At 72.5% G+C, this 24,660-nt stretch carries 28 protein-coding genes and 1 tRNA gene; 7 read left to right on the top strand and 22 right to left on the bottom strand.

Features of this window, described 5'->3' with window-relative positions; all coding sequences use genetic code 11:
* Positions 1 to 5: 5 nt before the first annotated feature.
* The 7 genes from GH723_RS09225 to GH723_RS09195 all read right to left on the bottom strand — a co-directional run bounded on the left by GH723_RS09225 (position 6) and on the right by GH723_RS09195 (position 4,207).
* A complete protein-coding gene (locus tag GH723_RS09225) occupies positions 6 to 500 on the bottom strand; it encodes a MerR family transcriptional regulator (RefSeq protein ID WP_153759367.1) in 495 nt (164 codons plus the stop codon).
* Positions 501 to 643: 143 nt separating this feature from the next.
* Complete coding sequence (locus GH723_RS09220) at positions 644 to 1,123, bottom strand: bifunctional nuclease family protein (protein WP_153759366.1); 480 nt, start codon at positions 1,121 to 1,123, stop codon at positions 644 to 646.
* 10 nt (positions 1,124 to 1,133) lie between these two features.
* Positions 1,134 to 1,715: a hypoxanthine phosphoribosyltransferase gene (gene hpt / locus GH723_RS09215; RefSeq protein WP_195210209.1), complete on the bottom strand. Its 582-nt coding sequence runs from the start codon at positions 1,713 to 1,715 to the stop codon at positions 1,134 to 1,136.
* 2 nt (positions 1,716 to 1,717) lie between these two features.
* Positions 1,718 to 2,614, bottom strand: a complete 897-nt coding sequence (gene ftsR, locus GH723_RS09210) for a transcriptional regulator FtsR (RefSeq protein ID WP_153759364.1) — start codon at positions 2,612 to 2,614, stop codon at positions 1,718 to 1,720.
* Entirely contained in the window at positions 2,611 to 3,099 is a 489-nt protein-coding gene (locus GH723_RS09205; RefSeq protein ID WP_153759363.1) for an FHA domain-containing protein, read from the bottom strand. Before GH723_RS09205 ends, ftsR begins: the two co-directional genes overlap by 4 nt.
* Positions 3,100 to 3,102: 3 nt before the next feature.
* A complete protein-coding gene (gcvH, locus tag GH723_RS09200) occupies positions 3,103 to 3,483 on the bottom strand; it encodes a glycine cleavage system protein GcvH (protein ID WP_153759362.1) in 381 nt (126 codons plus the stop codon).
* A 79-nt stretch (positions 3,484 to 3,562) separates the two neighbouring features.
* A complete protein-coding gene (locus tag GH723_RS09195; RefSeq protein WP_195210208.1) occupies positions 3,563 to 4,207 on the bottom strand; it encodes a CDP-alcohol phosphatidyltransferase family protein in 645 nt (214 codons plus the stop codon).
* A gap of 23 nt (positions 4,208 to 4,230) precedes the next feature.
* Between GH723_RS09195 and GH723_RS09190 the strand changes: the two genes are divergently transcribed.
* A complete protein-coding gene (locus GH723_RS09190) occupies positions 4,231 to 4,653 on the top strand; it encodes an HIT family protein (protein ID WP_153759360.1) in 423 nt (140 codons plus the stop codon).
* A gap of 37 nt (positions 4,654 to 4,690) precedes the next feature.
* Here GH723_RS09190 and GH723_RS09185 read toward each other — a convergent pair whose 3' ends face one another.
* The 7 genes from GH723_RS09185 to GH723_RS09155 all read right to left on the bottom strand — a co-directional run bounded on the left by GH723_RS09185 (position 4,691) and on the right by GH723_RS09155 (position 11,258).
* Positions 4,691 to 6,187, bottom strand: a complete 1,497-nt coding sequence (locus tag GH723_RS09185; protein WP_153759359.1) for a DUF2079 domain-containing protein — start codon at positions 6,185 to 6,187, stop codon at positions 4,691 to 4,693.
* Positions 6,184 to 6,918: an SOS response-associated peptidase gene (locus tag GH723_RS09180; RefSeq protein ID WP_153759358.1), complete on the bottom strand. Its 735-nt coding sequence runs from the start codon at positions 6,916 to 6,918 to the stop codon at positions 6,184 to 6,186. The genes GH723_RS09185 and GH723_RS09180 overlap by 4 nt, the downstream gene beginning before the upstream one ends.
* Before the next feature lie 78 nt (positions 6,919 to 6,996).
* A tRNA-Pro gene (locus tag GH723_RS09175) sits at positions 6,997 to 7,074 on the bottom strand.
* Positions 7,075 to 7,140: 66 nt separating this feature from the next.
* The gene (locus GH723_RS09170) at positions 7,141 to 7,374 is read right to left on the bottom strand and encodes a hypothetical protein (RefSeq protein ID WP_153759357.1); all 234 of its coding nucleotides are present in this window, start codon (positions 7,372 to 7,374) and stop codon (positions 7,141 to 7,143) included.
* Position 7,375: 1 nt separating this feature from the next.
* Positions 7,376 to 8,449, bottom strand: coding sequence for a PP2C family protein-serine/threonine phosphatase (locus GH723_RS09165; RefSeq protein WP_153759356.1), 1,074 nt, complete (start codon positions 8,447 to 8,449; stop codon positions 7,376 to 7,378).
* 23 nt (positions 8,450 to 8,472) lie between these two features.
* Positions 8,473 to 9,828, bottom strand: coding sequence for a ribosome biogenesis GTPase Der (der, locus tag GH723_RS09160; RefSeq protein ID WP_153759355.1), 1,356 nt, complete (start codon positions 9,826 to 9,828; stop codon positions 8,473 to 8,475).
* Positions 9,825 to 11,258, bottom strand: coding sequence for a DUF512 domain-containing protein (locus GH723_RS09155; RefSeq protein ID WP_229022747.1), 1,434 nt, complete (start codon positions 11,256 to 11,258; stop codon positions 9,825 to 9,827). Before GH723_RS09155 ends, der begins: the two co-directional genes overlap by 4 nt.
* A gap of 46 nt (positions 11,259 to 11,304) precedes the next feature.
* On the opposite strand from GH723_RS09155, the gene ispH reads away from it, so the two are divergent.
* The 4 genes from ispH (at position 11,305) to GH723_RS09135 (ending at position 14,595) form a co-directional block, all read left to right on the top strand.
* Positions 11,305 to 12,333: a 4-hydroxy-3-methylbut-2-enyl diphosphate reductase gene (ispH, locus tag GH723_RS09150; protein WP_153759353.1), complete on the top strand. Its 1,029-nt coding sequence runs from the start codon at positions 11,305 to 11,307 to the stop codon at positions 12,331 to 12,333.
* 20 nt (positions 12,334 to 12,353) lie between these two features.
* Positions 12,354 to 12,758, top strand: coding sequence for a hypothetical protein (locus GH723_RS09145; protein WP_153759352.1), 405 nt, complete (start codon positions 12,354 to 12,356; stop codon positions 12,756 to 12,758).
* A gap of 32 nt (positions 12,759 to 12,790) precedes the next feature.
* On the top strand, positions 12,791 to 13,369 hold the full coding sequence (locus tag GH723_RS09140) for an HD domain-containing protein (protein ID WP_153759351.1): 579 nt from the start codon (positions 12,791 to 12,793) through the stop codon (positions 13,367 to 13,369).
* Positions 13,370 to 13,458: 89 nt separating this feature from the next.
* Positions 13,459 to 14,595 (top strand): AI-2E family transporter, encoded by a 1,137-nt coding sequence (locus GH723_RS09135; protein ID WP_153759350.1) that lies wholly within the window; start codon positions 13,459 to 13,461, stop codon positions 14,593 to 14,595.
* A gap of 12 nt (positions 14,596 to 14,607) precedes the next feature.
* On the opposite strand, the gene leuA is transcribed toward GH723_RS09135, so the two are convergent.
* The 8 genes from leuA to GH723_RS09095 all read right to left on the bottom strand — a co-directional run bounded on the left by leuA (position 14,608) and on the right by GH723_RS09095 (position 22,546).
* Positions 14,608 to 16,305 (bottom strand): 2-isopropylmalate synthase, encoded by a 1,698-nt coding sequence (leuA, locus tag GH723_RS09130; RefSeq protein WP_229022746.1) that lies wholly within the window; start codon positions 16,303 to 16,305, stop codon positions 14,608 to 14,610.
* 223 nt (positions 16,306 to 16,528) lie between these two features.
* Entirely contained in the window at positions 16,529 to 17,272 is a 744-nt protein-coding gene (locus tag GH723_RS09125) for a lysophospholipid acyltransferase family protein (protein ID WP_153759348.1), read from the bottom strand.
* The gene (gene cmk / locus GH723_RS09120) at positions 17,265 to 17,900 is read right to left on the bottom strand and encodes a (d)CMP kinase (RefSeq protein WP_153759347.1); all 636 of its coding nucleotides are present in this window, start codon (positions 17,898 to 17,900) and stop codon (positions 17,265 to 17,267) included. The genes GH723_RS09125 and cmk overlap by 8 nt, the downstream gene beginning before the upstream one ends.
* A gap of 13 nt (positions 17,901 to 17,913) precedes the next feature.
* On the bottom strand, positions 17,914 to 19,230 hold the full coding sequence (aroA, locus tag GH723_RS09115; protein ID WP_229023214.1) for a 3-phosphoshikimate 1-carboxyvinyltransferase: 1,317 nt from the start codon (positions 19,228 to 19,230) through the stop codon (positions 17,914 to 17,916).
* 5 nt (positions 19,231 to 19,235) lie between these two features.
* Positions 19,236 to 20,321: a prephenate dehydrogenase/arogenate dehydrogenase family protein gene (locus GH723_RS09110; protein ID WP_153759346.1), complete on the bottom strand. Its 1,086-nt coding sequence runs from the start codon at positions 20,319 to 20,321 to the stop codon at positions 19,236 to 19,238.
* Between the two features lie 10 nt (positions 20,322 to 20,331).
* Entirely contained in the window at positions 20,332 to 21,090 is a 759-nt protein-coding gene (locus GH723_RS09105; RefSeq protein ID WP_229023213.1) for a pseudouridine synthase, read from the bottom strand.
* Positions 21,090 to 21,770 (bottom strand): SMC-Scp complex subunit ScpB, encoded by a 681-nt coding sequence (gene scpB, locus GH723_RS09100; RefSeq protein WP_153759345.1) that lies wholly within the window; start codon positions 21,768 to 21,770, stop codon positions 21,090 to 21,092. The genes GH723_RS09105 and scpB overlap by 1 nt, the downstream gene beginning before the upstream one ends.
* The gene (locus tag GH723_RS09095; protein ID WP_153759344.1) at positions 21,767 to 22,546 is read right to left on the bottom strand and encodes a segregation and condensation protein A; all 780 of its coding nucleotides are present in this window, start codon (positions 22,544 to 22,546) and stop codon (positions 21,767 to 21,769) included. Before GH723_RS09095 ends, scpB begins: the two co-directional genes overlap by 4 nt.
* 64 nt (positions 22,547 to 22,610) lie before the next feature.
* Here GH723_RS09095 and galE point away from each other — a divergent pair, with 64 nt between their 5' ends.
* Positions 22,611 to 23,627: a UDP-glucose 4-epimerase GalE gene (gene galE, locus GH723_RS09090; RefSeq protein WP_153759343.1), complete on the top strand. Its 1,017-nt coding sequence runs from the start codon at positions 22,611 to 22,613 to the stop codon at positions 23,625 to 23,627.
* Between the two features lie 44 nt (positions 23,628 to 23,671).
* On the top strand, positions 23,672 to 24,655 hold the full coding sequence (gene trpS, locus GH723_RS09085) for a tryptophan--tRNA ligase (RefSeq protein WP_153759342.1): 984 nt from the start codon (positions 23,672 to 23,674) through the stop codon (positions 24,653 to 24,655).
* Positions 24,656 to 24,660 lie beyond the last annotated feature (5 nt).

Here is a 24,660-nt window from a genome sequence, read left to right as displayed (position 1 = left end):
GGCGCTCAGGCGTCGCCGACGGCGCGGGGGCCGGCGATGCCCTCGGCGACCTCCTGGGCCAGCGGCCGCAGCTCGACGATGGCCGCGTCGACCTCGTCCTTGACGCCGCCGAGGGGCAGCACGTTGAGCACGCCCTGGCCGTTGCGGAGGACGTCGACGAGCTCCTCGTCGGTGGAGACGAGCACGCTCGGCCCCCGGATGACCAGGTTGGCCGTGGTGACGTCCTCGCCGAGGTGCTCGCGCAGGTAGGTGAACGCCTCGCGCACCGACTCGAGCCGGATCCCGGCGTCGAGCAGGCTCTTGATGACCTTGAGCTCGAGCAGGTCGCGGTAGGAGTAGCGCCGGCGGCTGCCGCTGCCGTTGGCGTCGGCGAGCGAGGGCCGCACGAGGTCGGTGCGGGCCCAGTAGTCGAGCTGGCGGTAGGTGATGCCGACGATCTCCGCCGTGCGACGTCCCGAGAAGCCCTCGGTCATCGCGCGATCGCGCTTGGACTCGGTCATGTGGTGGTCTCCCCGTCGGGATCGCACACCGCCGGCCCTCCCGGCCGAGCCGGTGCTGACGAGGACCACAGGTGCGTAACTACGTCGATGTGAACCTGGTGAGCGTACGACCGGGCGCGCGCGCCGTCAACGGGTCGTGCGGATCAGGACCCGAAGTCGTCGGGGTTGACGCTGTCGATGAACTCCTTGAACTGCTCGACGACGTCGTCGGGCTCGTCGCCGGTGGCCTCGACGTAGCCGGCCTCCTCGAGCACCTCGTCGGAGGCGTAGATCGGGGCGTCGACGCGGATCGCGAGGGCCATGGCGTCGGACGGGCGTGAGGAGACGACCTTGGTCCCGTCGCCCACCCGCAGGTGCAGGTCGGCGTAGAAGACGCCGTCGCGGACCTCGGTGACGACGACGTGGTCGAGCGCCGCGCCGAGCTCCTCGAGCAGGATCGTGACCAGGTCGTGGGTGAGCGGCCGGCGGGGCTGGATGCCCTCGAGCGCCACGGCGATCGCCGTGGCCTCCGGTCCGCCGATGAAGATCTGGAGCATGCGGCTGCCGTCGCGCTCGCGCAGCAGGACGATCGGCACGTTCGAGGGGACCTCGACCCGTACGCCGATGAGCTCCATCTCCACCATCGACGTGACCCTACCGCCGTGCCGGACGTCGCGCGTAGGCCCAGGCGAGGTAGCGGTCCGGGTCCCGGGCCAGCTCCGCGGGGTCGGCGGACGCGATGAGGTCGAGGTTCCGGTAGCGGCCGGCGAAGTCGAGCCCGTAGCCGATGACGTAGTCGGCGGACACCGAGACGCCGACGTGCTCGATCGGGACCGGGACGAGACGTCGAGCGCGCTTGTCGACCATCGCGCAGACCGACAGCGAGCGCGGTCCGCGGCGCTCGAGCTCGTGGCGGAGGAGGGTGAGGCTGTGGCCGGTGTCGACCACGTCCTCGACGAGGACGACGTCGCGTCCCTCGATGTCGATCTCGAGGTCCTTCTCCAGCCGCACCCGCCCGCCGCCCGACGGGTAGGGCGACACGGCCATGAAGTCGACCTCGGGCACGAAGCGGACCTCGCGGACCAGGTCGGCCATGAACAGGAGGCTGCCCTTGAGCACGGCGACGAGCACCGTGCCGTCCTCGTGGCGCGTCGACAGCTCGTCCGCCAGCCGCCGGACGGTGCGGTGCACCTCCTCGGGACCGAGGACCAGGCCGGGGACGGGAACGCTCCCCACGATCAGGTGGGGCCGAGGTAGTCGCGCAGGGCGTGGTGCAGCATGGCGGCCCGCAGGCCCTCCCCCAGCTCAGCCAGCTCGCCCAGGGTCTCGATGGCCTGCTGGCGGGCAGCCGGGTGGCGCTGCTTGAGCTGGGGCATCACGACCTGCTGGAAGAACGACGCCTCGCGCTCGGCGGCGACGCGGTACATGCGCAGGTGGCGCCCCTCGACGCCGTGGCGGATGAACCCCGACGCCAGGCGCGCGACGTCGAGCGCCGACTCGTCGAACAGGGTGGTCGGGCCGATGGAGCGACCGGTCAGCAGGCCGAACCGCTCGAGGTCGGCGACCTGCTCGACCGTGATGCCAGCCGCCTCGGCCAGCTCCTCGCGGCTGAGCGCGACCGAGGCCGGGTTGGGGTCGAGCGGTGCGGACCGCACGGCCTCGCGAGCGGCGCGCGCCGCGCCCCGACCGGCGTCGGTGGTGCCACTGGTGGCCCGGGGACGCGGTCGCTCGGGCGTCGGCTCGGAGGCCGCCGCCGGAGCGGGCGCGGTGGGCGTCGACGGCGGAGGCTCGGGCAGGTCGAGCTCGCCCGTCGGCCCGTCGGCCTCGGCTCCGCCGGGGGTCGGCCCCGCCTCCTCGGGCGGGTCGTCGACGTCGCCGCTCTCGAGGCGCTCCTTGATGACCTTGAGCGGCAGGAAGTTGTCCCGCTGCTGGTGGAGGATCCAGCGGAGCCGCCGGATGTCGCCGTCGTAGAACTTGCGGTAGCCCGACGGCGTGCGCTCGGGGTCGAGCAGCCCCTGGCTCTCCAGGAACCGGATCTTCGAGATGGTGATGTCGGGGAACTCGCCCTGGAGGAGGCTGAGGACCTCCCCGATCGAGAGGTGGGCGCGGGTCCGCTCCGAGGGAGCCTCGCTCACCCGTCGCTCTCCGGCGAGTCGCTCGAGACGAACATCAGCTTGAACTTGCCGACCTGGAGCAGGTCGCCGTCGACGAGCGGACCGTCGTCGATGCGTTCGCGGTTGAGGTAGGTCCCGTTGAGCGACCCGACGTCGGAGACCGTGTAGCCCGACTCACCCCGTCGGATCTCGGCGTGGCGGCGGGACACGGTGATGTCGTCGAGGAAGATGTCGCTCTCGGGATGCCGGCCGACCGTGGTGACCGGCTTGTCGAGCAGGTACCGGGAGCCGGCCTTCGGGCCTCGCCGGACGAGCAGGATGCCGGTGCCGTGGGGCAGCTCCGCCTCGTCGAGCCCCTCCTCCTCCTGGCTGGGGAGCTCCTCGACCGGGAAGGACATCGTGGTGCTGTCGACGCCGCGCTCGTCGAGCGCCGCCCCGCAGGACGAGCAGAAGTTGGAGCCCAGCGCGTTGTGGTGGCCGCAGGCTCCGCACACGACCTCGGCCACGCCTCAGCCCTCGATCAGCGCGCGGTAGGCAGCGGCGTCGAGGAGCCCCTCGACGGCCGCGGCGTCGGCCGGCTCGATCACGCAGATCCAGCCGTCGCCGTAGGGATCGTCGTTGAGTCGCTCGGGAGCGTCGGCGAGGTCGCCGTTCACCTCGACGATCGTGCCGGCGAGCGGTGCGTAGATGTCGGACACCGACTTGGTGGACTCGACCTCGCTGAACGACTCGCCGGCGTCGACCGAGCGGCCGACCTCGGGGACGTCGACGTACACGACGTCGCCGAGGGCGTCCTGGGCGTAGTCGGTGATGCCGATGCGCAGTCGGCCGTCCTCGACCCGGACCCACTCGTGGTCGGACGAGTACCGGAGCTCCTCGGGGACGTTCATGGGGCCAGACGCTACCGCGGCGCGTCGGTTCCGGCGACCGGTTCCTGACCGTCGAGTGGAGGTCGAGGCCCGCTGGCGCTCAGACGTCGAGGTGGCGGTGCCGGCCGTCGCGCCCGGTGCGGAGCGCCGCCCGTGCCGCGGGCACGTACCCCGCCGCCGAGTAGTACGAGATGGCGACGCCGGGGATGCCGCAGACCCACGCAGCGACGCGTGCCGGGTCGGCGAGCGCCCAGTCCGCGTGCGACGACAGGAACAGCGGATAGCTGAACATGAGGAGGAAGGTGCCGGTCTTCCCCCACCACGTGACGTCGATGCGCCGGGCGCCGAGCGCCGCCATGCCGAGCGCCGCCAGCGACACCGCGCCCTCCCGGACGAGGGTGAGCACCCCCAGCCACCACGGGACCGAGCCGTCGACGGCGATCGACACGACGCCGACGAGCAGCATGATGCGGTCCGCGGTGGGATCGAGCACCTTGCCGACGGTCGAGACCTGGTGGAAGCGACGGGCGATGTAGCCGTCGACCCAGTCCGTCGCGCCGAGCACGGCGAGCAGGACGGCAGCGGCCAGACGATCCTCCTGGGCGAAGAGGAGCCACAGGAACAGGGGCACGCACAGGAGCCGGACCACCGAGATGAGGTTCGGGACGGTGAGGACGCGGTCCTCGTCGAGGGGGTCCGCGGCCGACGGCGCAGGGTGGAGGGCGTCATCGGCGGGTTCGGTCACCCGGCCCACTCTACGATCCCGCCATGGCCTCCATCTTCACCCGCATCATCGACGGCGAGCTCCCCGGGCGGTTCGTCTGGCGCGACGACCGGGCCGTCGCCTTCATGTCGATCGCTCCCCTGCAGCCGGGTCACACCCTCGTCGTGCCGGTCGAGGAGGTCGATCACTGGATCGACCTGGACCCCGACCTCCTCGCGCACCTCACCGGGGTGTCCCACACGATCGGCCGTGCGATCCAGGCCGCGTTCGGCCCGGAGAAGGTCGGCATGATGCTCGCAGGCCTCGAGGTGCCGCACACCCACATCCACCTCGTGCCGATCCGTGGCGTCCACGACCTCGACTTCGCGAACGCCGACAGCTCGGCGAGCGGCGAGGACCTAGAGGTCGCGGCGGCGCGCATCCGCGAGCAGCTGCGGTCGATGGGGGTGGCCGAAGTCGCCGACTGATCGGACGCCACCGCCGGCCCAGGGTGCCGGCGTCGGATCAGGTGCCGCGGCGACGGTGGACGCGGATGCCCTCCACCGCGGCGACCTCCTCGAAGCCCTGGGCCTCGAGCTCCTCGACGAGCTCGGCGACCTCGTCCTCACCCAGGTCCCAGGTCGCGACGACCTCCTCGTCCAGCACGACGACGTCGACGCCGCTGGTCAGCTCGGACGCCGTCGGCGCCACGCCGGTCGGCACGGCACGGATGACGTCGCGCGCCGCGAGCTCCCCCACGAGCGACGGCGCGGCTCGGACCCGCTCGTCGCGGTCGAGCCGCTCGACGATCTCGAGCCGCACGCCGTCCGCGGCGTCACGACCGCCCCACGCCCACGGCTCGCTGTAGGGCGAGCTCGGGGCGTCGAGCACGAAGAACGTCAGCGCGGCCAGGGTGAGGGCGGCGAGGATCCGTCGGTCGACGGTGACCCGCTCGATGTTCCGGCGCCCGAGGTTCTCGAGCGCGAACGGGAGGGCGATGAACACGCCGGCCAGCGGCGCGACCAGGTGCCCGACCCCCTCAGGGCCTGCGATCGGCACGTCGGCGACGAACGGGATGGCGAGGACAGGGGCGAACGGCAGCAGCCGACGGGGCGCGAGCGTCGAGAGGAAGGCGACGGGCGCGAGGAGCGCGACGAGCACCTCGAGGTTCTCGTGGGCGATGAGGTCCCCGATCACCTCCCAGGGGGCCGTCACCATGCCCCAGAGGATCCCGGGGCCGTCGTCGCCGTAGCGAGCGAAGGCGTCCTGGTGGACGAACCCGTCACCGCCGATCATCGGCTGCACGACGAGCTGGGCCAGCGCGGTCCACGCGAACCCGGCGACCACCAGTCGACGGCCTCCCCTCGCCCGCCCACCGACCACGAGCCCGCCGCCGATCGCGGCCACGGCGAGCCCCAGGTCGGAGCGCATGGACACGGCGAGCAGGAACAGCGGGAGGGCCCACGCCCAGCGGCCCCGGTACGTCGCGTAGGCCCCCCACAGCAAAGCAGGGAGCGCGAACGCTTCGGGGTGGACGTCGGCGAGGTTGAGGGTGTGGAGCGTCGGGTGGACGCCGTAGGCGACGACCGCGGCCAGCGCCGCGCCCACCCGCAGGGTGCACACCTGTCGGGCCAGCCGCCAGATCGCGCCGGCCCCGGCGGCGAGCGCGGCCGACTGCAGCGCCAGCAGCAGCGGGATCGCGGCGACGAGCCGGGTGAGCTGGGCCACCCCGTAGAACCCGACGGCGAGCTGCGGCTCGAGCAGGTGGCGGCCGGTGATCGTGCTCTCGGCCGGACGACTGGTGGTGATCTGCCACGCCCCCTGCACCCAGGTGCCGAGCTCGGACCCGGTCTCGAAGCTCCGGGCCCGGGCGAGCGCCGTGCCCGCCAGGACGACGAAGAGGCCGAGCATGGCGACGAGCGGGATGACCCGGTCGGCCCACGCCCCGTCGAGGCGGGCCTGCCAGCGCAGCAGCTGGTAGTCGATGCGGCGACGGAACGACCGCGTAACGGTCGCCGTCACGAGCCGGAGGCCGGCGGGTCGGCGTCGCCGGCGGCCCCGGCACGGACGAGCTCGATGGGCTCGACCAGGTGCTCGCCCTGGTTCCGGGCGCTGTTCACCTCGGTGGTCACCGGGTGGAAGGTGATGAGCTCCGGCGGCGCGGGCACGAGCAGCCGGCCGAGGGTGTCCGCGTCCTCGACCTCGGGGTCGAGCCAGGTGTCCCAGGCCGACGGCGGCAGGATCACCGGCATCCGGTCGTGGATCTCCGCCATCTTCTCGTTGGCGCTGCCGGTGATGATGGTGCAGGACCGCACGGGGTCCTGGTCGCGGTCGGGCCCCCGCCACGTCTCCCAGAGGCCGGCGAACGCGAGCGGTTCGCCGTCGGGCCGGTGGATGAACCAGGGCTGCTTCTTCGCCTGGCCCGGTTCCTTCGTCCACTCGTAGAAGCCGTCGGCGGGGATGATGCACCGCTGGCGCCGGAAGGGCGTGCGGAAGGCGTTCTTCGTCGCGACGGTCTCGGCGCGGGCGTTGATCATCCGGTTGCCGACCGAGGCGTCCTTGGCCCAGAACGGGATCAGCCCCCACTTCGCCTGCACGAGCGCCCGGGTGTCACCGTCCTCGAGGACCGTGAACACCTTGCGCGTGGGCGCGACGTTGTAGTCGGGGCCGACCAGCCGCTCCGCCTGCAGCGTGGCACCGAAGTACCTGGCCAGCTCGTCGGGGGGCGTCGACGAGACGTACCGACCGCACATGCGCGTCGACGCTACTCGGCGACCGGAACCCCGACGCGATCGAGGGACCGGCTCCGTCGGAGCGGCCCCTCGATCGTCTGGTCGGGCTGGCGGGATTCGAACCCACGACCTTCGGTCCCCCAGACCGACGCGCTAACCAAGCTGCGCCACAGCCCGTGAGGTGGACACTCTAGCCCCTCCCCGGCGACCGCCCGTCCGGCCTCGGGTGCGCCGTCCCGTGGGTCAGAACCACTCCCGGGCGATCCACAGCAGCAGCTCGACGAACCGCCATCCGAGGTAGAGCACGACGCCGGCGACGAGCACCCAGAAGTGCCAGGGGACGCTGGCCTGCTCGTCCTCCTCGGCGCCCTCCGCCGCGGCGGCGGGGTCGATCGGGCGACCGCACGAGGGGCACGTGCCGTCGGGCTGCACGGTGTTCGGGTTGAGGAAGCGGTCGCACCGCTCGCACCACGGCACCTCAGGCGCGGCGGACGGCGAGGATCGCCACGTCGTCCTCGATCGGGCCCTCGGAGAAGTCCCGTGCCGCCTCGAGCAGGCTCTTGCAGAGCACGTCGGGAGCCGCGCCCGGGTCCCGCCGGATGATCGTGGCCACGCGGTCCTCGCCGAACATCTGGTCGCCGTTGCGGGCCTCGGCCAGGCCGTCGGTGTAGAGCAGGGCCATGTCGCCGTCGTCGAGGCGGATCTCGCGGGAGTAGTAGGTGCCCTTCGGGTCGAGCATCAGCAGCGGACCGGTGGCCCGCAGCGGGCTCACCTCCCGTTCGTGCCACAACCACGCCGGCGGGTGGCCCGCGGAGGCGTAGCGCAGCGTCCCGGCCTCGGTGTCGAACACGACGACGGCGAGCGAGATGAACTCCTCGCCTCGATCCATCGCCGCCATCTGCGCGTTGAGCTCCTCGAGCGCCTGGGCCGGGTCGCGGAACTGCTTCAGGAAGGTGCGCAGCAGGTACTTGGCCTGGAACGCGGTGATCGAGGGCTCGATGCCGTGACCCGTGACGTCGCCGATGACCGCGGCCACGCGGGTCGGTGCCACGCGGAACAGGTCGTAGAAGTCCCCCGCCATGAGACCGGTGCCGGCCTGGTAGACACGGCCGACCTCGAACCCGGTGATGTCGGGCAGCTCGTCGGGTGCCAGCCGTGCCGCCCACCGCTTGGGGGCGGTGTCCTCCTGGTCGATGACCTCCTGGGCCCGACGCTCGAGCTCGAGCCGGGTCTGCGCCAGCTTGGCGTCGGCGACGAAGCGGCGACCGAGGACGGCGGTGACGAGCACGGGCACGAGGATGATGGCGAAGTAGGCGCCCGACGACGACGGCGCCACCGCGGCCAGCGCCGCCGACAGGGCGAGTGAGCCGTAGAGGCCCGCGGTGTGCAGGTCCTTGCGGTAGTCCGAGCGGGCGAGCTCGCGCATCTCCGGGTCGACCGACGAGCGCTCGACGCGCTGGAGCACGCGGCCCCGGTGCGACGCCGAGCGGCCCCACACCACCGCGGCCACCGCGCACGAGACGGCCACCGCCGCCAGGACCAGGTCCTCCATGAGGGGAACGATGCTAGTGGCGGTCAGTTGGACCGGCGACGGATGCGCATCTTGATCGGCGTGGCGCCGAGGTCGAGCTCCTCCCGGAGCTTGCGCTCGAGGTACCGCACGTAGGTCTGGGGCAGCTCGCGGTTGGCGAACAGCGTGAAGGTCGGCGGGTCGACCGCCCCCTGCGTGGCGTACAGCACCCGGGCGCCGTGCGGCGCCGGTTGGGCCTGCTGGGCGGCCCGGATGACGTCGTTCACCTTCCGGGTGGGGATGCGGGTGTGGTAGTCCGCGATGGCGTCGGCGAGGGCCGGCAGCAGGTTGTGGACGCCCTTGCCCGTCAGCGCGCTGATCTTCAGCACCGCCGCCTCGCCGAGGAAGCGCAGCTTCTGGCCGACCTGGTAGGTGATGTCCTCGCGCTGCTCGGCGTCGAGGGTCTCCCACTTGTTGAGGAGGACGACGACGGGGCAGCCAGCGGCGTCGATGCGCTCGGCGAGACGCTGGTCCTGGTGGGTGATGCCCTCGGTGGCGTCGATGACGAGGAGGGCGACGTCGGAGGAGTCGACCGCCTTCAGGGCACGGACGAACGAGTAGTACTCGGTGCCCTCGTCGATGCGGCTCCGCCGTCGCATGCCGGCGGTGTCGACGAACCGGATCGGGCCGTCGGGCGTCTCGACGATGGTGTCGACGGCGTCGCGCGTCGTGCCGGGCATGTCGTGGACGACGGCGCGCTCGTCGCCGATCAGGCGGTTGAAGAGCGTCGACTTGCCGACGTTCGGGCGACCGACGATCGAGACCGAGAACGTGCGCTCCTCGTCGAGCGGGGCGGCCTCCTCGACCTCGATCTCGTCCTCGGGCGTCCACTCGGGCAGCTGGTCGACGAGGGCGTCGAGCATGTCGCCGGTGCCCCGTCCGTGCAGGGCGCTGATCGGCCACGGCTCGCCGAGCCCGAGCGCCATGAGCTCCCATGCCGCGCCCTCGCGGTTCGAGTCGTCGACCTTGTTGGCGAGCACCATCACGGGGACGTCGGCGCGACGGAGCAGCTCGGCGACGCGCCCGTCCTCCTCGGTGATGCCCACGGACGCGTCGACCACGAACAGGACCAGGTCGGCCTCGCGCATCGCCTTCTCGCTCTGGCGCGACACCTTGTCGTCGAGCGCGGAGCCCGACGGCAGCCACCCGCCGGTGTCGACGAGGCGGAACGGGCGGCCCCGCCACTCGGCCTCGACCTCCTTGCGGTCGCGGGTGACCCCCGGGCGCTCCTCGACGATGGCCTCGCGGCGACCGAGCACCCGGTTGAGCAGCGTGGACTTGCCGACGTTCGGGCGACCGACGATGACGACGGCGGGCAGCTCCTGGCTGGGGGTGGTGGCGGTCGACGGGGACGGGCTCATCGACCGACCTCCTGCATCTCGTGGGTCGGCGTGGTGGCGTCGAGGCCGAGCGCGGCCCGCAGGGCGATGCCGTCGGTGGCGACGACCTCGACGGGTCGGGGCAGGTCCTCGGGCGTGAGGCCGTCGAGGAAGCGTCCCTGGCTGAGGCAGACGTCGGGCAGCAGGTACCGGTGCCCTGCAGGCTGCGCCGCGAGCGTGCGGGAGAGGTCCTCGCCCACCATCAGCCCGGTGACGCCGACGTTCCCGCCGAAGAACTCGTTGGTGACCTCGACGACGCGGACGTCGTCGCGGCCGAGGCGCTCGACGAGCGGGCGGAGCACCTGGGCGCCGAGCGGAGCGGTGAGGAGGCCGACCGGCGCGTCGCGCCGGGGGCCGATGCGCAGCGTCGCACCGCCGTCGCCGCCCGCCGGGCCGCACCCGGGCGCCGTCGTCCTCGGGGCCCGGTAGCCCTCGGCCGGCGCGCCGTCGACCCAGGCGAAGAAGCCGGCCTGCGGGCCGGTCGCCTCGTCGACCTCGCCCATCAGCTCCCGTTCGAAGGTGCGAGCCATGCCGATGCCGTCCTCGTGCATCGGGAAGCCCTCGTAGGTCCCGGCGTCGGGGAACGGGCGTCCGGCGAGGAGGTAGTACTCGTCGGCGGCGAAGACCAGCCGGTGGCCGAGCAGCTCGAGGTAGGTGGCCTGCCACCCGTCGACGAGGTCGCAGACCCGCTCGGCCTCGGCCTGGGTGTGGGCCCGCATCCGGGGCTCGTTCGAGTGGCGGCTGATCCCGAGCGGCACGACGCACAGGCTGGCGAGCTCGGGGTAGCGGTCGAGCACGCCGGCGAGCGTGTCGGCCAGGACGTCGCCGTCGTTGATGCCCGGGCACACGACGATCTGGCCGTGGACCTCGACGCCGTGGTCGAGGAGCGCGCGCAGCCAGCGCAGGCTCGTGGCGCCCCGCCGGTTGCGCAGCATGTCGACGCGGACCTCGGGGTCGGTGGCGTGGATGCTCACGTGCAGCGGCGAGAGCCCCTCGGTGACGACCCGCTCGAGGTCGAGCTCGGTGAAGCGGGTGAGGGTGGTGAAGTTCCCGTAGAGGAACGACAGCCGGTAGTCGTCGTCCTTCAGGTAGAGGCTCTTCCGCATCCCCGGCGGGAGCTGGTAGATGAAGCAGAACTCGCAGTGGTTGTCGCAGGTGCGCACCTGGTCGAACAGGGCGGAGTGGACCTCGGCACCGAGCGCCTCGCCCTCCCGCTTGGCGACGGTGAGCTCCCGGACCAGGCCGCCACGGTCGATCTCGAGCACCGGATCGGCGTCGTCGACGAGCATGCGGTACGCGATGACGTCGCGCGGCACCTCGCCGTTGATGGCGAGGATCTCGTCGCCCGCGACGACGCCGGCGCGCGCGGCCGGCGATGACGGGGCCACGGCGATGACACGGGGCCGAGACACCCCGCAAGGATAGGGGGCGGTCGGCCGGATCGGTAGCGTGGACGGGGTGAACGTCGACCTCGTGCTCCTGGCCGCCCCCCGTGGCTTCTGCGCCGGCGTGGAGATGGCCATCAAGGCCCTGGCGTGGATGGTGCGGGCCTTCGAGCCGCCCGTGTACTGCTACCACGAGATCGTCCACAACCAGCGGGTCGTGGAGCGCTTCGAGCAGCAGGGGGTGGTCTTCGTCGACGACGTGGCCGAGGTGCCGCCCGGTCGTCCGATCATGCTCTCCGCCCACGGCTCGGCCCCCGAGGTGGTCGCCGCGGCCAAGGCCAGCGGCGGCTACGTGGTCGACGCCGTCTGCCCGCTCGTCACCAAGGTCCACCACGAGGTGAAGGTCAGGGCCGGCAAGGGCTACCAGATCGTCTACGTCGGCCACGACGGCCACGAGGAGGCCGTCGGCACGATGGCCGTGGCCCCCCAGGCCATCCACCGGGTGGAGACCGTCGACGAGGTCGACGCCCTCCCCCCGCTCGACGGGCCGGTGGCGCTGCTCGCGCAGACGACCCTCAGCCACCGGGACTGGGCCGGCGTGATGGAGGCCACGCGGGACCGCTTCCCCGACGTGTGGCTCCCCGGCCGCTCCGACCTGTGCTTCGCCACGACCAACCGCCAGTCGGCGCTGATGCAGATCGCCGGCAAGGTCGACGCCATGGTCGTCATCGGCTCGGCGAACTCGTCGAACACCCGTGCGCTCGAGAAGCTGGCCCGAGAGCAGGGGTGCCCCCGCGTCTACCGGATCAACGATGCCGAGGAGCTGCCCGACGACCTGTCGGGCACGGTCGGCGTCACCGCCGGCGCGTCGGCGCCCGAGGAGCTCGTCGACGCCGTCATCACCCGCCTCGCGCCACGCGACGGCGTCGAGGAGGTCCGCATCACCGAGGAGGAGGAGTACTTCCCTCCCCCGCGTGCGCTCCGCGAGCTCATCACCGCGGTCGACGTCGTGGCCACCCTCACGATGGGCGGCTCGGTGCCCGACCGCCCGGCGCTGAACGACCGTGACGTGAGCGCCTCTGCGGTCCTCGCCGACCTCTAGCGTGCACTAGACAAACGGGCATGCTGCCGGTCACCGTCGACACCGTCCGACTCGCGCTCCACATCCTCGGGGCCACCGTCTGGGTCGGCGGCCAGATCACCATGCTCTACCTGCTGCCGACGGTCCGGGGACTCGACGAGGCCGCCCCGGCGGTGGTGGCACGTCGGTTCAACCAGATCGCCTGGGGCGGCTACGCGCTGCTCGTCGCCACCGGCGTCTGGCACCTTCTCGTCATCGACGTCGGCGACCGCACCACGGCGTACCACGTGACCCTCGGCGTGAAGCTGCTCGTCGTGGCGCTCTCGGGCATCGGCGTGGCGGTCCACATCGTGGGACGCTCGAAGGTGGCCCTGGCCATCGGCGGCGCGCTCGGCTTCCTCGCCGCCGTCGCCGCCCTCGTCCTCGGCGTGGTGCTCCGCGGCTGACATCGGGTGAGCCATCGGGCACACTGGCCCACATGACGACGACTTCGACGGACACCTTCCGACGCATGGACGAGTCGACGGCCGAGCAGTGGGCCGTCATCGGCGCCGAGACCAACAAGAACCAGGGGCGGGTGGCCGAGCGCATGCTGATGCTCCTCCGCTCGCTCGACGACGTGGTCGACGGGTTCAGCACCGACCAGCTCACCCACTGCCTCCAGGCGGCCACGCTCGCCGAGCGGGCCGGCGCCGACGAGGAGGTCGTCTTCGCCGCCCTGATGCACGACGTGGGCAAGGCGATCAGCGTGCCGAACCACCCGGCGATCGCCGCGGAGATCATCAAGCCCTACGTGCGTGAGGACGTGTACCACATGATCCGCACCCACCAGGACTTCCAGGGCCAGCACTACTACCACCACTTCGGCGGCGACCCGCACATGCGGGACCGCTACCGCGACGAACCGTGGTTCGAGCTGACGGCCCGCTTCGCCGACGAGTGGGACCAGACGGCGTTCGATCCCGACTACGACACGCTGCCCCTCGAGCACTTCGAGCCGCTGGTCCGCAAGCTCACCGCGCGGGTGCGCCAGCCCGCGATCCCCCGCAAGGACTGATCGCGCCCCGCGTTTGCCCGCCGCGCCAGGGCGGGTAGCCGCCCGGCGGTCGTCACCGTCCCCGACGGCCCACGACCCCCGGAGCGCGCATGTCCGACCCCGACCCGTCCCCCGTCCGCCTCGGCGGGCCGGCCGTGCGCTCCGAGCCGCTGCGTCGGGCCGGGCGGGTCGCGTGGAGCCTGGTCGGGATCGCGGTCCTCGTCGTCCTGCTGGTCCTGTTCCTCGGGCTGTTCCGGCTCGTCGTCATCCCCCTCGCCATCGCGCTGTTCCCCGCGGCCCTGATCGCGCCGCTCTCGGAGCGCATGAAGGAGCGCGGCTGGCGTCCCGGGGCCGTGGCGGGGCTCCTCGTCGCCGCGCTGGTCGTCGGCACGCTCGCGCTCCTGTCGGGCCTCGGCTACCTGGTCGCCACCGAGCTCGACGACCTCGGGGCGAGCCTGGAGCAGGCCTACGACGAGATCTCGACGTGGGTCGACGACAATGTCGGGGTCGAGATCCCGCCCTCCGACGAGCTGGTCGACCAGGTCCGTGAGTGGTCGGGGTTCAACGGCGAGGACGGGCGGATCGGGCGCTTCGCGACCACCGCGCTCGAGCTGCTCACCGGCGCGCTGCTCGCGGTCGTCACCTTGTTCTTCTTCCTGAAGGACGGCGAGCGCATCGTCGGCTTCCTGCTCGACATGTCGCCGGCCGCGTACCGCGACGACGTGGCCGAGGTCGGCCGGAGGGTCTGGACGACGATCGGCGGCTACTTCCGGGGCCAGCTCGTCGTGGCCGCCGCCGACGCCGTGCTCATCGGGCTCGGCCTGCTGGTCCTCGGCGTGCCGCTCGTGGTCCCCCTCAGCATCCTCATCTTCATCGGCGGGCTCTTCCCGATCGTCGGCGCGTTCACGGCCGGTGCGGTCGCCGTCCTCGTCGCCCTGGCCGAGGGCGGCGCAGGGCTCGCCCTCGCCGTGGTGGCGGTCAACGTCGTCGTCCAGCAGGCGGAGGGCAACCTCCTCGAGCCGCTCATCGTGGGACGCGCCACCAAGGTCCACCCGCTGGCGATCCTCCTCGCCCTCACCGCAGGCGGTGTCACGCTCGGCGTCCTCGGCGCGTTCATCGCCGTGCCGCTGCTCGCGAGCGGCGTCCGCGTCGTCGGCTACCTGCGGGAGCGGGCCAAGGTCGACCGCGCCGAGGACGTCCCGCCCGACGTCGAGCCGGAGGACGTCCTCGGCGAGGACGACGACTGAGCGACCGGCGCCCTACCCGACCTCGTCGTCCACCTCGGCCGGTCGGTTCATCGCGCTGACGACGGCCTTCAGCGACGCGGTGAGGATGCTCGCGTCGGTGCCCACGCCCCATCGGATCGTCCCGTCCGGGCGCTTCGTCTCGACGTAGGCGACGGCCGTGGCCTCGGAGCCCTCGCTCACGGCGTGCTCGGAGTAGTCGGTGATGTCGATCTCCGCCACCGGCCCGAGCACGTCGGCGTGGTCCTTCAGGCCGCCGACGAAGGCGGCGAGGGGGCCGTTGCCGGTGCCCGTGACCGTCCGGGCCTCGCCGTCGACGACGATCTGCGCGGTGATGCTCGTCGAGCCGTTCGACGTCGTGATCTCGGCGGTGCGGTAGGCGATCCGGGCCTCGTCCGGCAGGTACGTGTCCTGGAAGTGCTCCCAGATCTCGCCGGCGCTCACCTCGGTGCCGGTGTCCTCGCTCACCTTCTGGATCGTGCGGGAGAACTCGATCTGGAGCCGACGGGGCAGCACGAAGCCGAACTCGGTCTCCATCAGGTAGGCGACCCCGCCCTTGCCCGACTGGCTGTTGACCCGGATGACGGCCTCGTAGGTGCGGCCCACGTGGGCGGGGTCGATCGGCAGGTACGGGACCTCCCACACGGGGTACTCGCCGTCGACCTCGGTCGTCCGCAGCGCGGCGATGCCCTTCTTGATGGCGTCCTGGTGGGAGCCGGAGAAGGCGGTGTAGACGAGGTCCCCGGCGTAGGGGTGGCGGGGGTGCACGGGCAGCCGGTTGCAGTACTCGGCGATGCGCCGGATGCGGTCGATGTCGTGGAGGTCGACCTCGGGGTCGACGCCCTGGCTCATCAGGTTGAGCGCCAAGGTCACGAGATCGACGTTGCCGGTGCGCTCCCCGTTGCCGAACAGCGTGCCCTCGACCCGGTCGGCGCCGGCCATCACGCCGAGCTCGGTCGCCGCGACCGCCGTCCCCCGGTCGTTGTGCGGGTGGAGCGAGAGGACGACCGCCTCGCGGTGGCGGATCGTGCGGCTGAAGTGCTCGATCACGTCGGCGTACACGTTCGGCGTGTACATCTCGACGGTGGCCGGGAGGTTGAGGATGATCGGCCGGTCGGGGCTGGCGTCGATGGCCTCCATGACCGCCTCGCAGATCTCGATGCCGTAGTCCGGCTCGGTGCCGGTGAAGCTCTCGGGCGAGTACTCGTAGCGGACCTCGGTGTCGGGCACGGTGTCCTCGAGCTTGCGGCACAGCCGGGCGGCGTTGACGGCGATCTCGGTGATGCCGTCCCGATCCAGCCCGAACACGACCCGGCGCTGGAGGACCGATGTCGAGTTGTAGAAGTGGACGATGGCCCGGGGTGCTCCGGCGATGGCCTCGTAGGTGCGCTCGATGAGCTCGGGCCGGCACTGGGTGAGGACCTGGATCGTGACGTCGTCGGGGATCAGGTCCTCCTCGATCAGCTGCCGCACGAAGTCGAAGTCCGGCTGCGACGCCGAGGGGAACCCGACCTCGATCTCCTTGTAGCCCACCTCGACGAGCGTCTCGAACATCCGCCGCTTGCGCACCGGGTCCATGGGATCGATCAGGGCCTGGTTGCCGTCGCGCAGGTCGACGCTGCACCAGCGCGGCGCCGCCTCGATGCGGCGGGTCGGCCACGTGCGATCCGGGAGGTCGAGCGGCCGGAACGGCACGTACTTGTCGTACGGCATCGTGCGGGGATGTACCGGCTCGGGGGGCATTGCGGGTCCTCTCGGGTGGGGCGTGCGTGGGGGCGGTCGGCGGACCTCGGGTCCGAAAACGACGAAACCTCCTGGCCCGGAGGCACAGGAGGTTCGGCGAGCACCTATGGGTGGTGCTCGCCTACATGAGGAGGAGGAGGGCGGCCGACGTGGTGGTCACGCCTGACACGGTGCCCCGCCCGAGGTGGCGCTGTCAAGCTTCCTTCGGCGGCTGCTCGGGGTGCGGGAGCACGACGTCGGCGCCGCGGCCCGCCCGCTGCTGGGCCTCGTCGAAGAGGTCCTGGACCTTGCGGTGCAGCTCGGCGGTGAGCTCCTTCACGACCCGCCGCGGCACCCGGTCGCCGGGCTCCCGGCGAGGCGGCAGGATCGGCTCGCCGATGACGATCGAGATCTTCACCGGCTTGGGGATCTTCACGCCGCGTCCCATGGCGCGCTCGGAGCCGCCGATGCCGATGGGCACGATCGGCGTGTTGGTCCGGGCCGCGACGAAGGCCGGACCGTCGTAGAGCTCCCAGATGTGGGGGCCGTGCCGGCGGGTGCCCTCGGGGAACATGATGAGCGGCTCGCCCCGCTCGACGACCTCCTCGGCGGCGTGCAGGGCCGAGCGGTCGGCGGTGCCACGGGCGACGGGGAAGCCGCCCATCGACGTGAGGAACCACCCGCCGAACCGGCTGGCCTTCCACAGCGAGTCCTTGCCCATCGCCCGCAGGTTGCGGCGGGTGATGACCGGCATGAGCGGTGTGTCGAGGTTCGAGCGGTGCGCCGGGGCGACGATGTAGGCGCCCGATGGCGGGAGGTTCTGACGTCCGGTGATCTCCACGCGGAAGTACAGCTTGGCGACGAGGAAGATCACGCCCCTGACGAACCGGTACATCACCCGCTGGGCGGGCGTGAGCGGCGCCGAGGAGATGGCCGGGCGGTCGGCGTGGTCAGACATCGAGCATCCCCACCAGCTGGTCGAGCACCTCGTCGACGGTGCGGTCGGTGGTGTCGACGACGACCGCGTCGTCGGCGGTGCGCAGGGGATCGCTCTCGCGCCCCTGGTCGAGGGCGTCGCGGCGGGCGAGGTCGGCGGCGACCGTCTCGTAGTCCAGGTCGGCGACCTCCTTCGACCGCCGTGCGGCGCGCGTCTCGGCCGATGCGGTCAGGTAGATCTTCAGCTCGGCGTCGGGGAACACGACCGTACCGATGTCGCGCCCCTCGAGGACCCCTCCCCCGCGCTGGCGGGCCCACTCGCGCTGGCGGCTCACCATCTCGCGGCGGACGGCCGGGTTGGCGGCCACGATGCTGACCGCCCGGGTGACCTCCGGCCCGCGGATCTCGATCGTGGCGTCGACGCCGTCGACCCGGGTGCCGCTCTCGTCGACGCGCAGGTCCACGCGCTCGGCGAGGCGGGCCACGTCGTCGACGTCGGCGGGATCCACGCCGCGCCGGAGGGCGGCGAAGGCCACGGCGCGGTACATGGCGCCGGTGTCGAGGTACTGGAGCCCGAGTCGGGTGGCGAGCTGGCGGGCGATGGTCGACTTGCCGGACCCTGCGGGCCCGTCGATGGCGATCACTCTCATGGCGGCGGCGACCCTACTCCGGCTCCGGCCCGGGCTCTGCGGGCCTGCGCAGCTGGTCGAGGGTGGCGAAGTAGTCGGGGAAGGTCTTGGCGACGCACCCCGGATCGGCGATCTCGATCCCCGGTGCGCGCAGGCCGAGCAGCGCGAAGCTCATGGCCATGCGGTGGTCGTCGTAGGTCTCGATCCGCGCCGGGCGCAACGGCCCGGGCTCGATCGTGAAGCCGTCGCGCCGCTCGTGGACCGTGAGCCCGCACCGCCGGAGCTCGGCGACGACCGCCGCGATCCGGTCGGTCTCGTGGTGGCGGATCAACTCGACGCCCCGCACCGTGGTCGGCCCGTCGGCGAAGGCGGCGACCACCGCGATCGTCTGCGCCATGTCGGGCAGGTCGGCCAGGTCGACGTCGACGCCTCGCAGCTGCCCGGTGCCGCGCACCTCGACCGAGTCGTCGGCCAGCTCCACCTCCGCGCCCATCTGCTCGAGGACCGCCACGACGCGGATGTCGCCCTGGAGGCTGCCGGCCCCGAGCCCGGCGACCCGCACGCGCCCGCCGGTGAGGGCGGCGGCGGCGAGGAAGTAGCTGGCGGCGCTGGCGTCGGGCTCGACGCCGTAGGCCGTCGCCCGGTAGGAGGCGGGCGCGACGACGAAGCGATCGGGCGACGGTCGTTCGACCTCGACGCCGAAGGCGGCCATCGTGGCTGTGGTCATCGTCAGGTACGGGCGCGAGACCGCCGCACCGAGCATCGTGAGGTCGAGGCCCTCGGGCATGGCCGGCGCGGCGAGGAGGAGGCCGGACACGAACTGGCTCGACAGGTCGGCGGGCACCGCGGTGGCACCCCCACGGGTGCCCAAGCCCCTCACCGTGACCGGGAGGTGGCCCGGGCCGGTCTCGGCGCCGTCGTCGACCTCGGCGCCGAGGGCACGGAGGGCGTCGACGGTCGGGCCCATGGGACGGCGTCGGAGCGGCGCACGACCGTCCAGCACGTAGGGCCCGGACCCGAGCGCGAGGACCGGGAGCAGGAACCGCGCCGTCGTGCCCGACAGGCGGGCGTCGATCCGCAGGGGTCCGGCGGGAAGCCGGCCGCCGAGCCCGTGGACGACGAGGCGGCGGCCGCCGTCGTGGCGCTCGATGCCGACGCCGAGCTGCTCCAGCGCCGCGGCCATCGCCTCGGTGTCGTCGGCGACCAGGGCGCCGTGGAGCGTCGACGTGCCGTCGGCCAGGGCAGCGAGGACCAGCGCCCGGTTGGTGAAGCTCTTCGACCCCGGCACCGTGACGGTGACGTCCGGCGGACGCTCGAGCGGCGCGATGGGCAGCGGATCGGGCCGGTCCACGCCGGTCACTCGAGCGGGCGGGAGGTCGGCCGGTAGCCCCGGGCCATCAGGCCGCCGATCAGCCGCTCGGCCATGTCGGCGGCGACGACGAGCACGAGGAGGCCGCGCGTGCTCTCCGCGGCGTGGTCGATCTCGATGTCGTAGATGTTGACCTCGAGGTCGGTGGCGAGCGTGGTGACACCGGACAGCTCGCCCGGCTGGTCCTGGATGGGGACGCGCACCTCGACGAGCTCGCTCGGTCGGGAGGAGCGGGCGGGCAGGGTGTTGCGGGCGCGGCGTGCCTCGCCCAGCGCCCCGAGCAGGCGCGATCGGTCCGAGGCGTCGACGACCTCGCGCATCTCCCGCAGCGCGGCGACCAGCTCGTCGAGGGTCTGGACGATGGCGGCGCGGTTGCTCTCGCAGATGTCGGGCCAGATGCCCGGGTGGCCCGACGCGATGCGGGTCATGTCGCGGAAGCCCCCCGCGGCGAGGCGCAGCAGCCCTCCCTGCTCCTCGGCCCGGGTCGACGCGAGGCGCATCAGGGCCGCCGCCGTGAGGTGCGGCACGTGGGACACGACGGCGACGAGCTGGTCGTGCCGCTCCGGTGCCACCTCGACGACCTCGGCGCCGAAGCTGGCGACGGTCGACCGCACGAGGGTGAAGGCACCGGGGTCCGTGCCGGCGACGGGGGTCAGCACCCAGACCGCGCCGTCGAAGATGTCCGCGGTGGCTCCGTCGACGCCCTCCTGCTCGGAGCCGGCCATCGGGTGTCCGCCGACGAACCGAGGATCGTCGATGGCGTCGACCACGCTCGCCTTCACGCCGCCCACGTCGGTGACGACGCCGGCGGTGTGGGCGAGCGCATCCTTCACGGCGTCGGTGATCTGCCCGACGGGCGTGGCGACGAAGGTCAGCTCGGCCTCGGGGTCGTAGCCGACCTCGTCCACGACGCCGAGCTCGAGCGCCCGGGAGGTGCGGGCGTCGTCGCTGTCGACGCCGCTCACCCGCCAACCCCGCTCGCGCAGCGCCCTGGCGATCGACCCGCCGATCAGGCCGGTGCCGACGACCGTGGCGCGCCGGATCGGCTGCTCGTGGTCGGCGGGGGCGGACATCGCAGCGATGCTACCTCCGCCCCTCGGGGCGCCCGTCCGTGCTCGACGCCGACGCCGCCCGCTCGAGCGCCCGGACCTCGGCCTGGTCGAGGACCCGCCACTCGCCCGGCTTGAGCGTGCGGTCGGTGAGGGGGCCGATGCGGCTGCGGACGAGCCGCACGACGGGGTGGCCGACGGCGTCGCACATCCGGCGGACCTGGCGGTTCCGGCCCTCGTGGATGACGAGGCGCAGCAGGTTCGGCGCGAGCAGCGACGCCTGGGCCGGCGCGGTCACGCCGTCGTCCAGCTCGACGCCCTCCCGGAGGCGACGCAGGGCACCCCGAGACGGGTGGCCCTCCACCTCGGCGAGGTACTCCTTCTCGACCCCGAAGGAGGGGTGGGTGAGGCGGTGGGTCAGGTCGCCGTCGTTGGTGAGCAGGAGGAGGCCCTCGGTGTCGGCGTCGAGGCGCCCGACCGGGACGACCCGGGGCTCGGCGGGGACGAGCTCGACCACGGTGGGCCGCCCGTGGGTGTCCGCGGCCGTGGAGATCACCCCGGCCGGCTTGTTCAGCAGGTAGTGGACGAGGCCCGAGCGCACCGACACCGCGACGCCATCCACCTCGATGCGGTCGACCTCGGGGTCGACCCGCCGACCGAGGTCGGCCGTCTCGCCGTTCACGAGCACCAGGCCGTCCTCGATCAACTCCTCGCATCGACGGCGGCTGCCGAGGCCGGCGCGCGCCATCACCTTCTGGAGGCGCTCCCCCTCCGGGTGCTCGGTGGCGACCACTACTCCTCGGTGTCGTCGGGGCCGACAGCCGGCGGCGGGTCGTCCTCGGCGGCGGCCGGTGGGGCGTCCGGCTCGGTGCGGAGCCCGTGCTCGAGCGCCTCCACGACGTCGGCACCGGGGACGAAGTCGCCGAGCGGTGGCAGGTCGCGGAGCGAGTCGAGGCCGAGCCGCTCGAGGAACGTCTGGGTGGTGCCGAACAGCACCGCCTGACCGGGACCGGTGTCCCGTCCGATCTCCTCGATGTAGCCCCGCTGCTGGAGCGTCCGCATCACCCCGTCGACGCCGACGCCGCGGATCGCGGCCACCTGCGCACGGGAGATCGGCTGCTTGTAGGCGACGATGGCGAGGGTCTCGAGCGCGGCCGCCGAGAGCCGGGCCGACTGGCCGTCGAGGACGAACCGCTCGATGTACGGCGCCTGGTCGGGGTGGCTCTGGTAGCGGTAGCCGCCGGCCACCCGGACGAGCTGGAAGCCACGGCCCTCGGCCTCGTACTCGGCCGCGAGGTCGGCGCAGAGCTGCTCGACCACCGCGGGGGCGAGCTCGACGAGCTGACCGAGCAGCTGCGGGTCGACCGGCTCGTCGGACACCATGACGACGGCCTCGATGGCCCTGCGGGCCTCGTCGTGGCGCTCTCCTGGTGCGGCCGTCGGCTCGCCCTCGGGGGGTGGGAGGTCGGTCATCCGTCGTAGACGTCGATCGCGGCGAGGTCGGCGTGGTGCTCGCCCTCCTCGCCCAGCCACACGATGGCGATGTCGCCGAACGTGGTGGGCTGCTGGAGGTCGACGACGCCCTGCTTGAACATCTCGAGCACGGCGAGGAACCGCACGACCACCTCGAGGCGCTCGACGAGTCCCGAGGTGAGCTCGCGGAAGCCGATGCGGCCCACCCGGGGCAGCTCGTCGACGAGCTCCTCGACCGCCTCGGCGACGCTGAGACGGATCGGGGCCACGTGGTCCATGTGGACCCGCGGCTGCGGCTTCGGAGCCGAGGCCCGCAGGAACGCCTCGCGCAGCTGGTCGGCGGTGAGCCCCTCGAGCAGGTCCGGCGCGAGGTCGGCGAAGCGCTCCTCGAGCCCGGCGACCCGCGGGACGCTGCGGCTGGCCTCCAGCTCGATGCCCCGCAGCACGATCGCCGCGTCCTTGAACGTCTTGCACTCGAGCAGCCGGGCGAGGAGCAGGTCGCGCTCCTCCCAGAGGGCCAGCTCGTCGTCGAGGTCGATGCCGTCCTCGTCGGGGAGGAGCCGTCGGGCCTTCAGCTCGACGAGGGTGGCGGCGATGAGCAGGAACTCGGTGGCCACGTCGAGGTCGAGGCCCTCCATCCGCTCGATCTCGACGATGTAGGCGTCGACGATGGTCGAGAGCGACACCTCGTAGAGGTCGACCTGCTCGCGGAGGATGAGGTGCAGGAGGAGGTCGAAGGGGCCTTCGAACACCTCGGTCTGGACGGCGATCGGCACGTCGAGAGACTAGTGGTCGACCGGTGCGGACCAGCGCGACCCTCGGCTGACTACCGTGCCGTCGATGCGCATCCTCGTCACCGGCGGCGCCGGGTACATCGGCAGCCACACGGCGGTCCTCCTGGCCGAGGCCGGCCACGACGTCGTCATCGTGGACAACCTCGTCAACTCCCGCTCGGAGGCCGTCCGTCGCGTCCGCGAGCTCACCGGCGCCGACGTCGCCTTCCACCAGGTCGACCTGCTCGACGAGGAGGCCCTCGACGAGGTCGTCGCGTCGACCGGGCCGGAGGCGGTCATCCACTTCGCCGGCCTCAAGGCCGTCGGCGAGTCGGTCGCCGACCCGCACCGCTACTACTCGGTCAACGTCGGCGGTGCCCTCGCGCTGACGAAGGCGATGGCGGCCCACGACTGCCGCACGATCGTCTTCTCGTCGTCGGCGACGGTGTACGGCGACCACCCCACGCTGCCCCTCCGCGAGGGAGCGCCCACGGCGGCGACCAACCCGTACGGCTGGACGAAGCTGATGATCGAGCAGATCCTCCACGACCTGCACCAGGCGGACGACACCTGGCGGGTGGCGTCGCTGCGCTACTTCAACCCCGTGGGCGCCCACCCGTCGGGACGCATCGGCGAGGACCCGCAGGGGATCCCGAACAACCTCGTGCCCTACATCGCCCAGGTGGCGGTCGGGCGACGCGAGAAGCTCCAGGTCTTCGGCGACGACTACGACACGCCCGACGGCACCGGGGTCCGGGACTACATCCACGTGCTCGACCTCGCCCAGGCCCACATCGCGGCCCTGGACCGCCTGGAGGAGGTCGGGGGCCACCACGTGTGGAACGTCGGCACGGGCAAGGGCCACAGCGTCCTCGACGTCGTCGCGGCGTTCGAGCGGGCAAGCGGGCGTCCCATCCCCTACGAGGTCGTCGCCCGACGACCGGGCGACATCGCCACGTGCTACGCCGACCCGACCCGCGCCAACACCGAGCTCGGTTGGACCGCCGACCGCACGCTCGACGCCATGTGCATCGACACGTGGCGCTGGCAGTCGTCGAACCCCGAGGGGTACCCGCCGGACTGAACCGGTGCCGGACGGTCCCGGGCGCTCCCCTACGATCGGCGCCCATGGCCAGAGTGTTCTCGGGCATCCAGCCCAGCGGCGACCTCCACCTCGGCAACTACCTGGGGGCGTTGCGCCGCTTCGCCCGGGAGGCGCAGTCGCCCGAGTCGCTGTTCTGCATCGTCGACCTGCACGCCATCACCGTCCCCCAGGACCCGGCGGAGCTGCGGGCCCGCACGATCCAGATGGCGAACCTGTACCTCGCCTCGGGCCTCGACCCGGACGTGGTCACGCTCTTCGTCCAGAGCCACGTGCCCGCCCACTCCGAGCTGGCGTGGCTGATGGAGTGCACCGCGAGCTTCGGTGAGCTGTCGCGGATGACCCAGTTCAAGGAGAAGAGCGATCGGCGCGACTTCGTGTCGGCCGGGCTGTTCACCTACCCGGCGCTCATGGCCGCCGACATCCTCCTCTACGACACCGCCCAGGTGCCCGTCGGCGACGACCAGCGCCAGCACCTCGAGCTCACCCGGGACGTCGCCATGCGGTTCAACAGCCGCTACGGCGACACCTTCGTCGTGCCCGAGGCCGTGATCCCCAAGGCCGCGGCCCGGGTGATGGACCTGCAGAACCCGACGAGCAAGATGTCGAAGTCGACCGAGTCGCCGCAGGGGACGGTCGGCATGCTCGACGAGCCGTCGACGATCGAGAAGAAGTTCAAGCGGGCGGTCACCGACAACGACGCCGAGGTCCGCTACGACGTCGAGGCCAAGCCGGGGGTGTCCAACCTGCTGTCGATCCTCGCCGCGGCCACCGACCGCACGATCGAGGACGTCGCCTCCGGCTACACGCAGTACGGCCCGCTGAAGGCCGACGCCGCCGCCGCCGTGGTCGAGGTGCTGGGACCGGTGCAGGAGCGCTACGCCGAGCTGGCCGCCGACCCCGCCCAGACCGAGAAGATCCTCGCCAGCGGGGCGGAGAAGGCCCGGGCCGCCGCCGCGGTCGTGCTCGACCGGGCGCGCGACGCCGTCGGCCTGCTGCCCCGCAGCTGAGCGGT

Origin of the sequence: Actinomarinicola tropica, from assembly GCF_009650215.1 — a bacterium.
GTDB lineage: Bacteria > Actinomycetota > Acidimicrobiia > Acidimicrobiales > SKKL01 > Actinomarinicola > Actinomarinicola tropica.
Note: the sequence above shows the minus strand (reverse complement) of the source record. Positions and strands in the feature narration are given on the sequence as shown.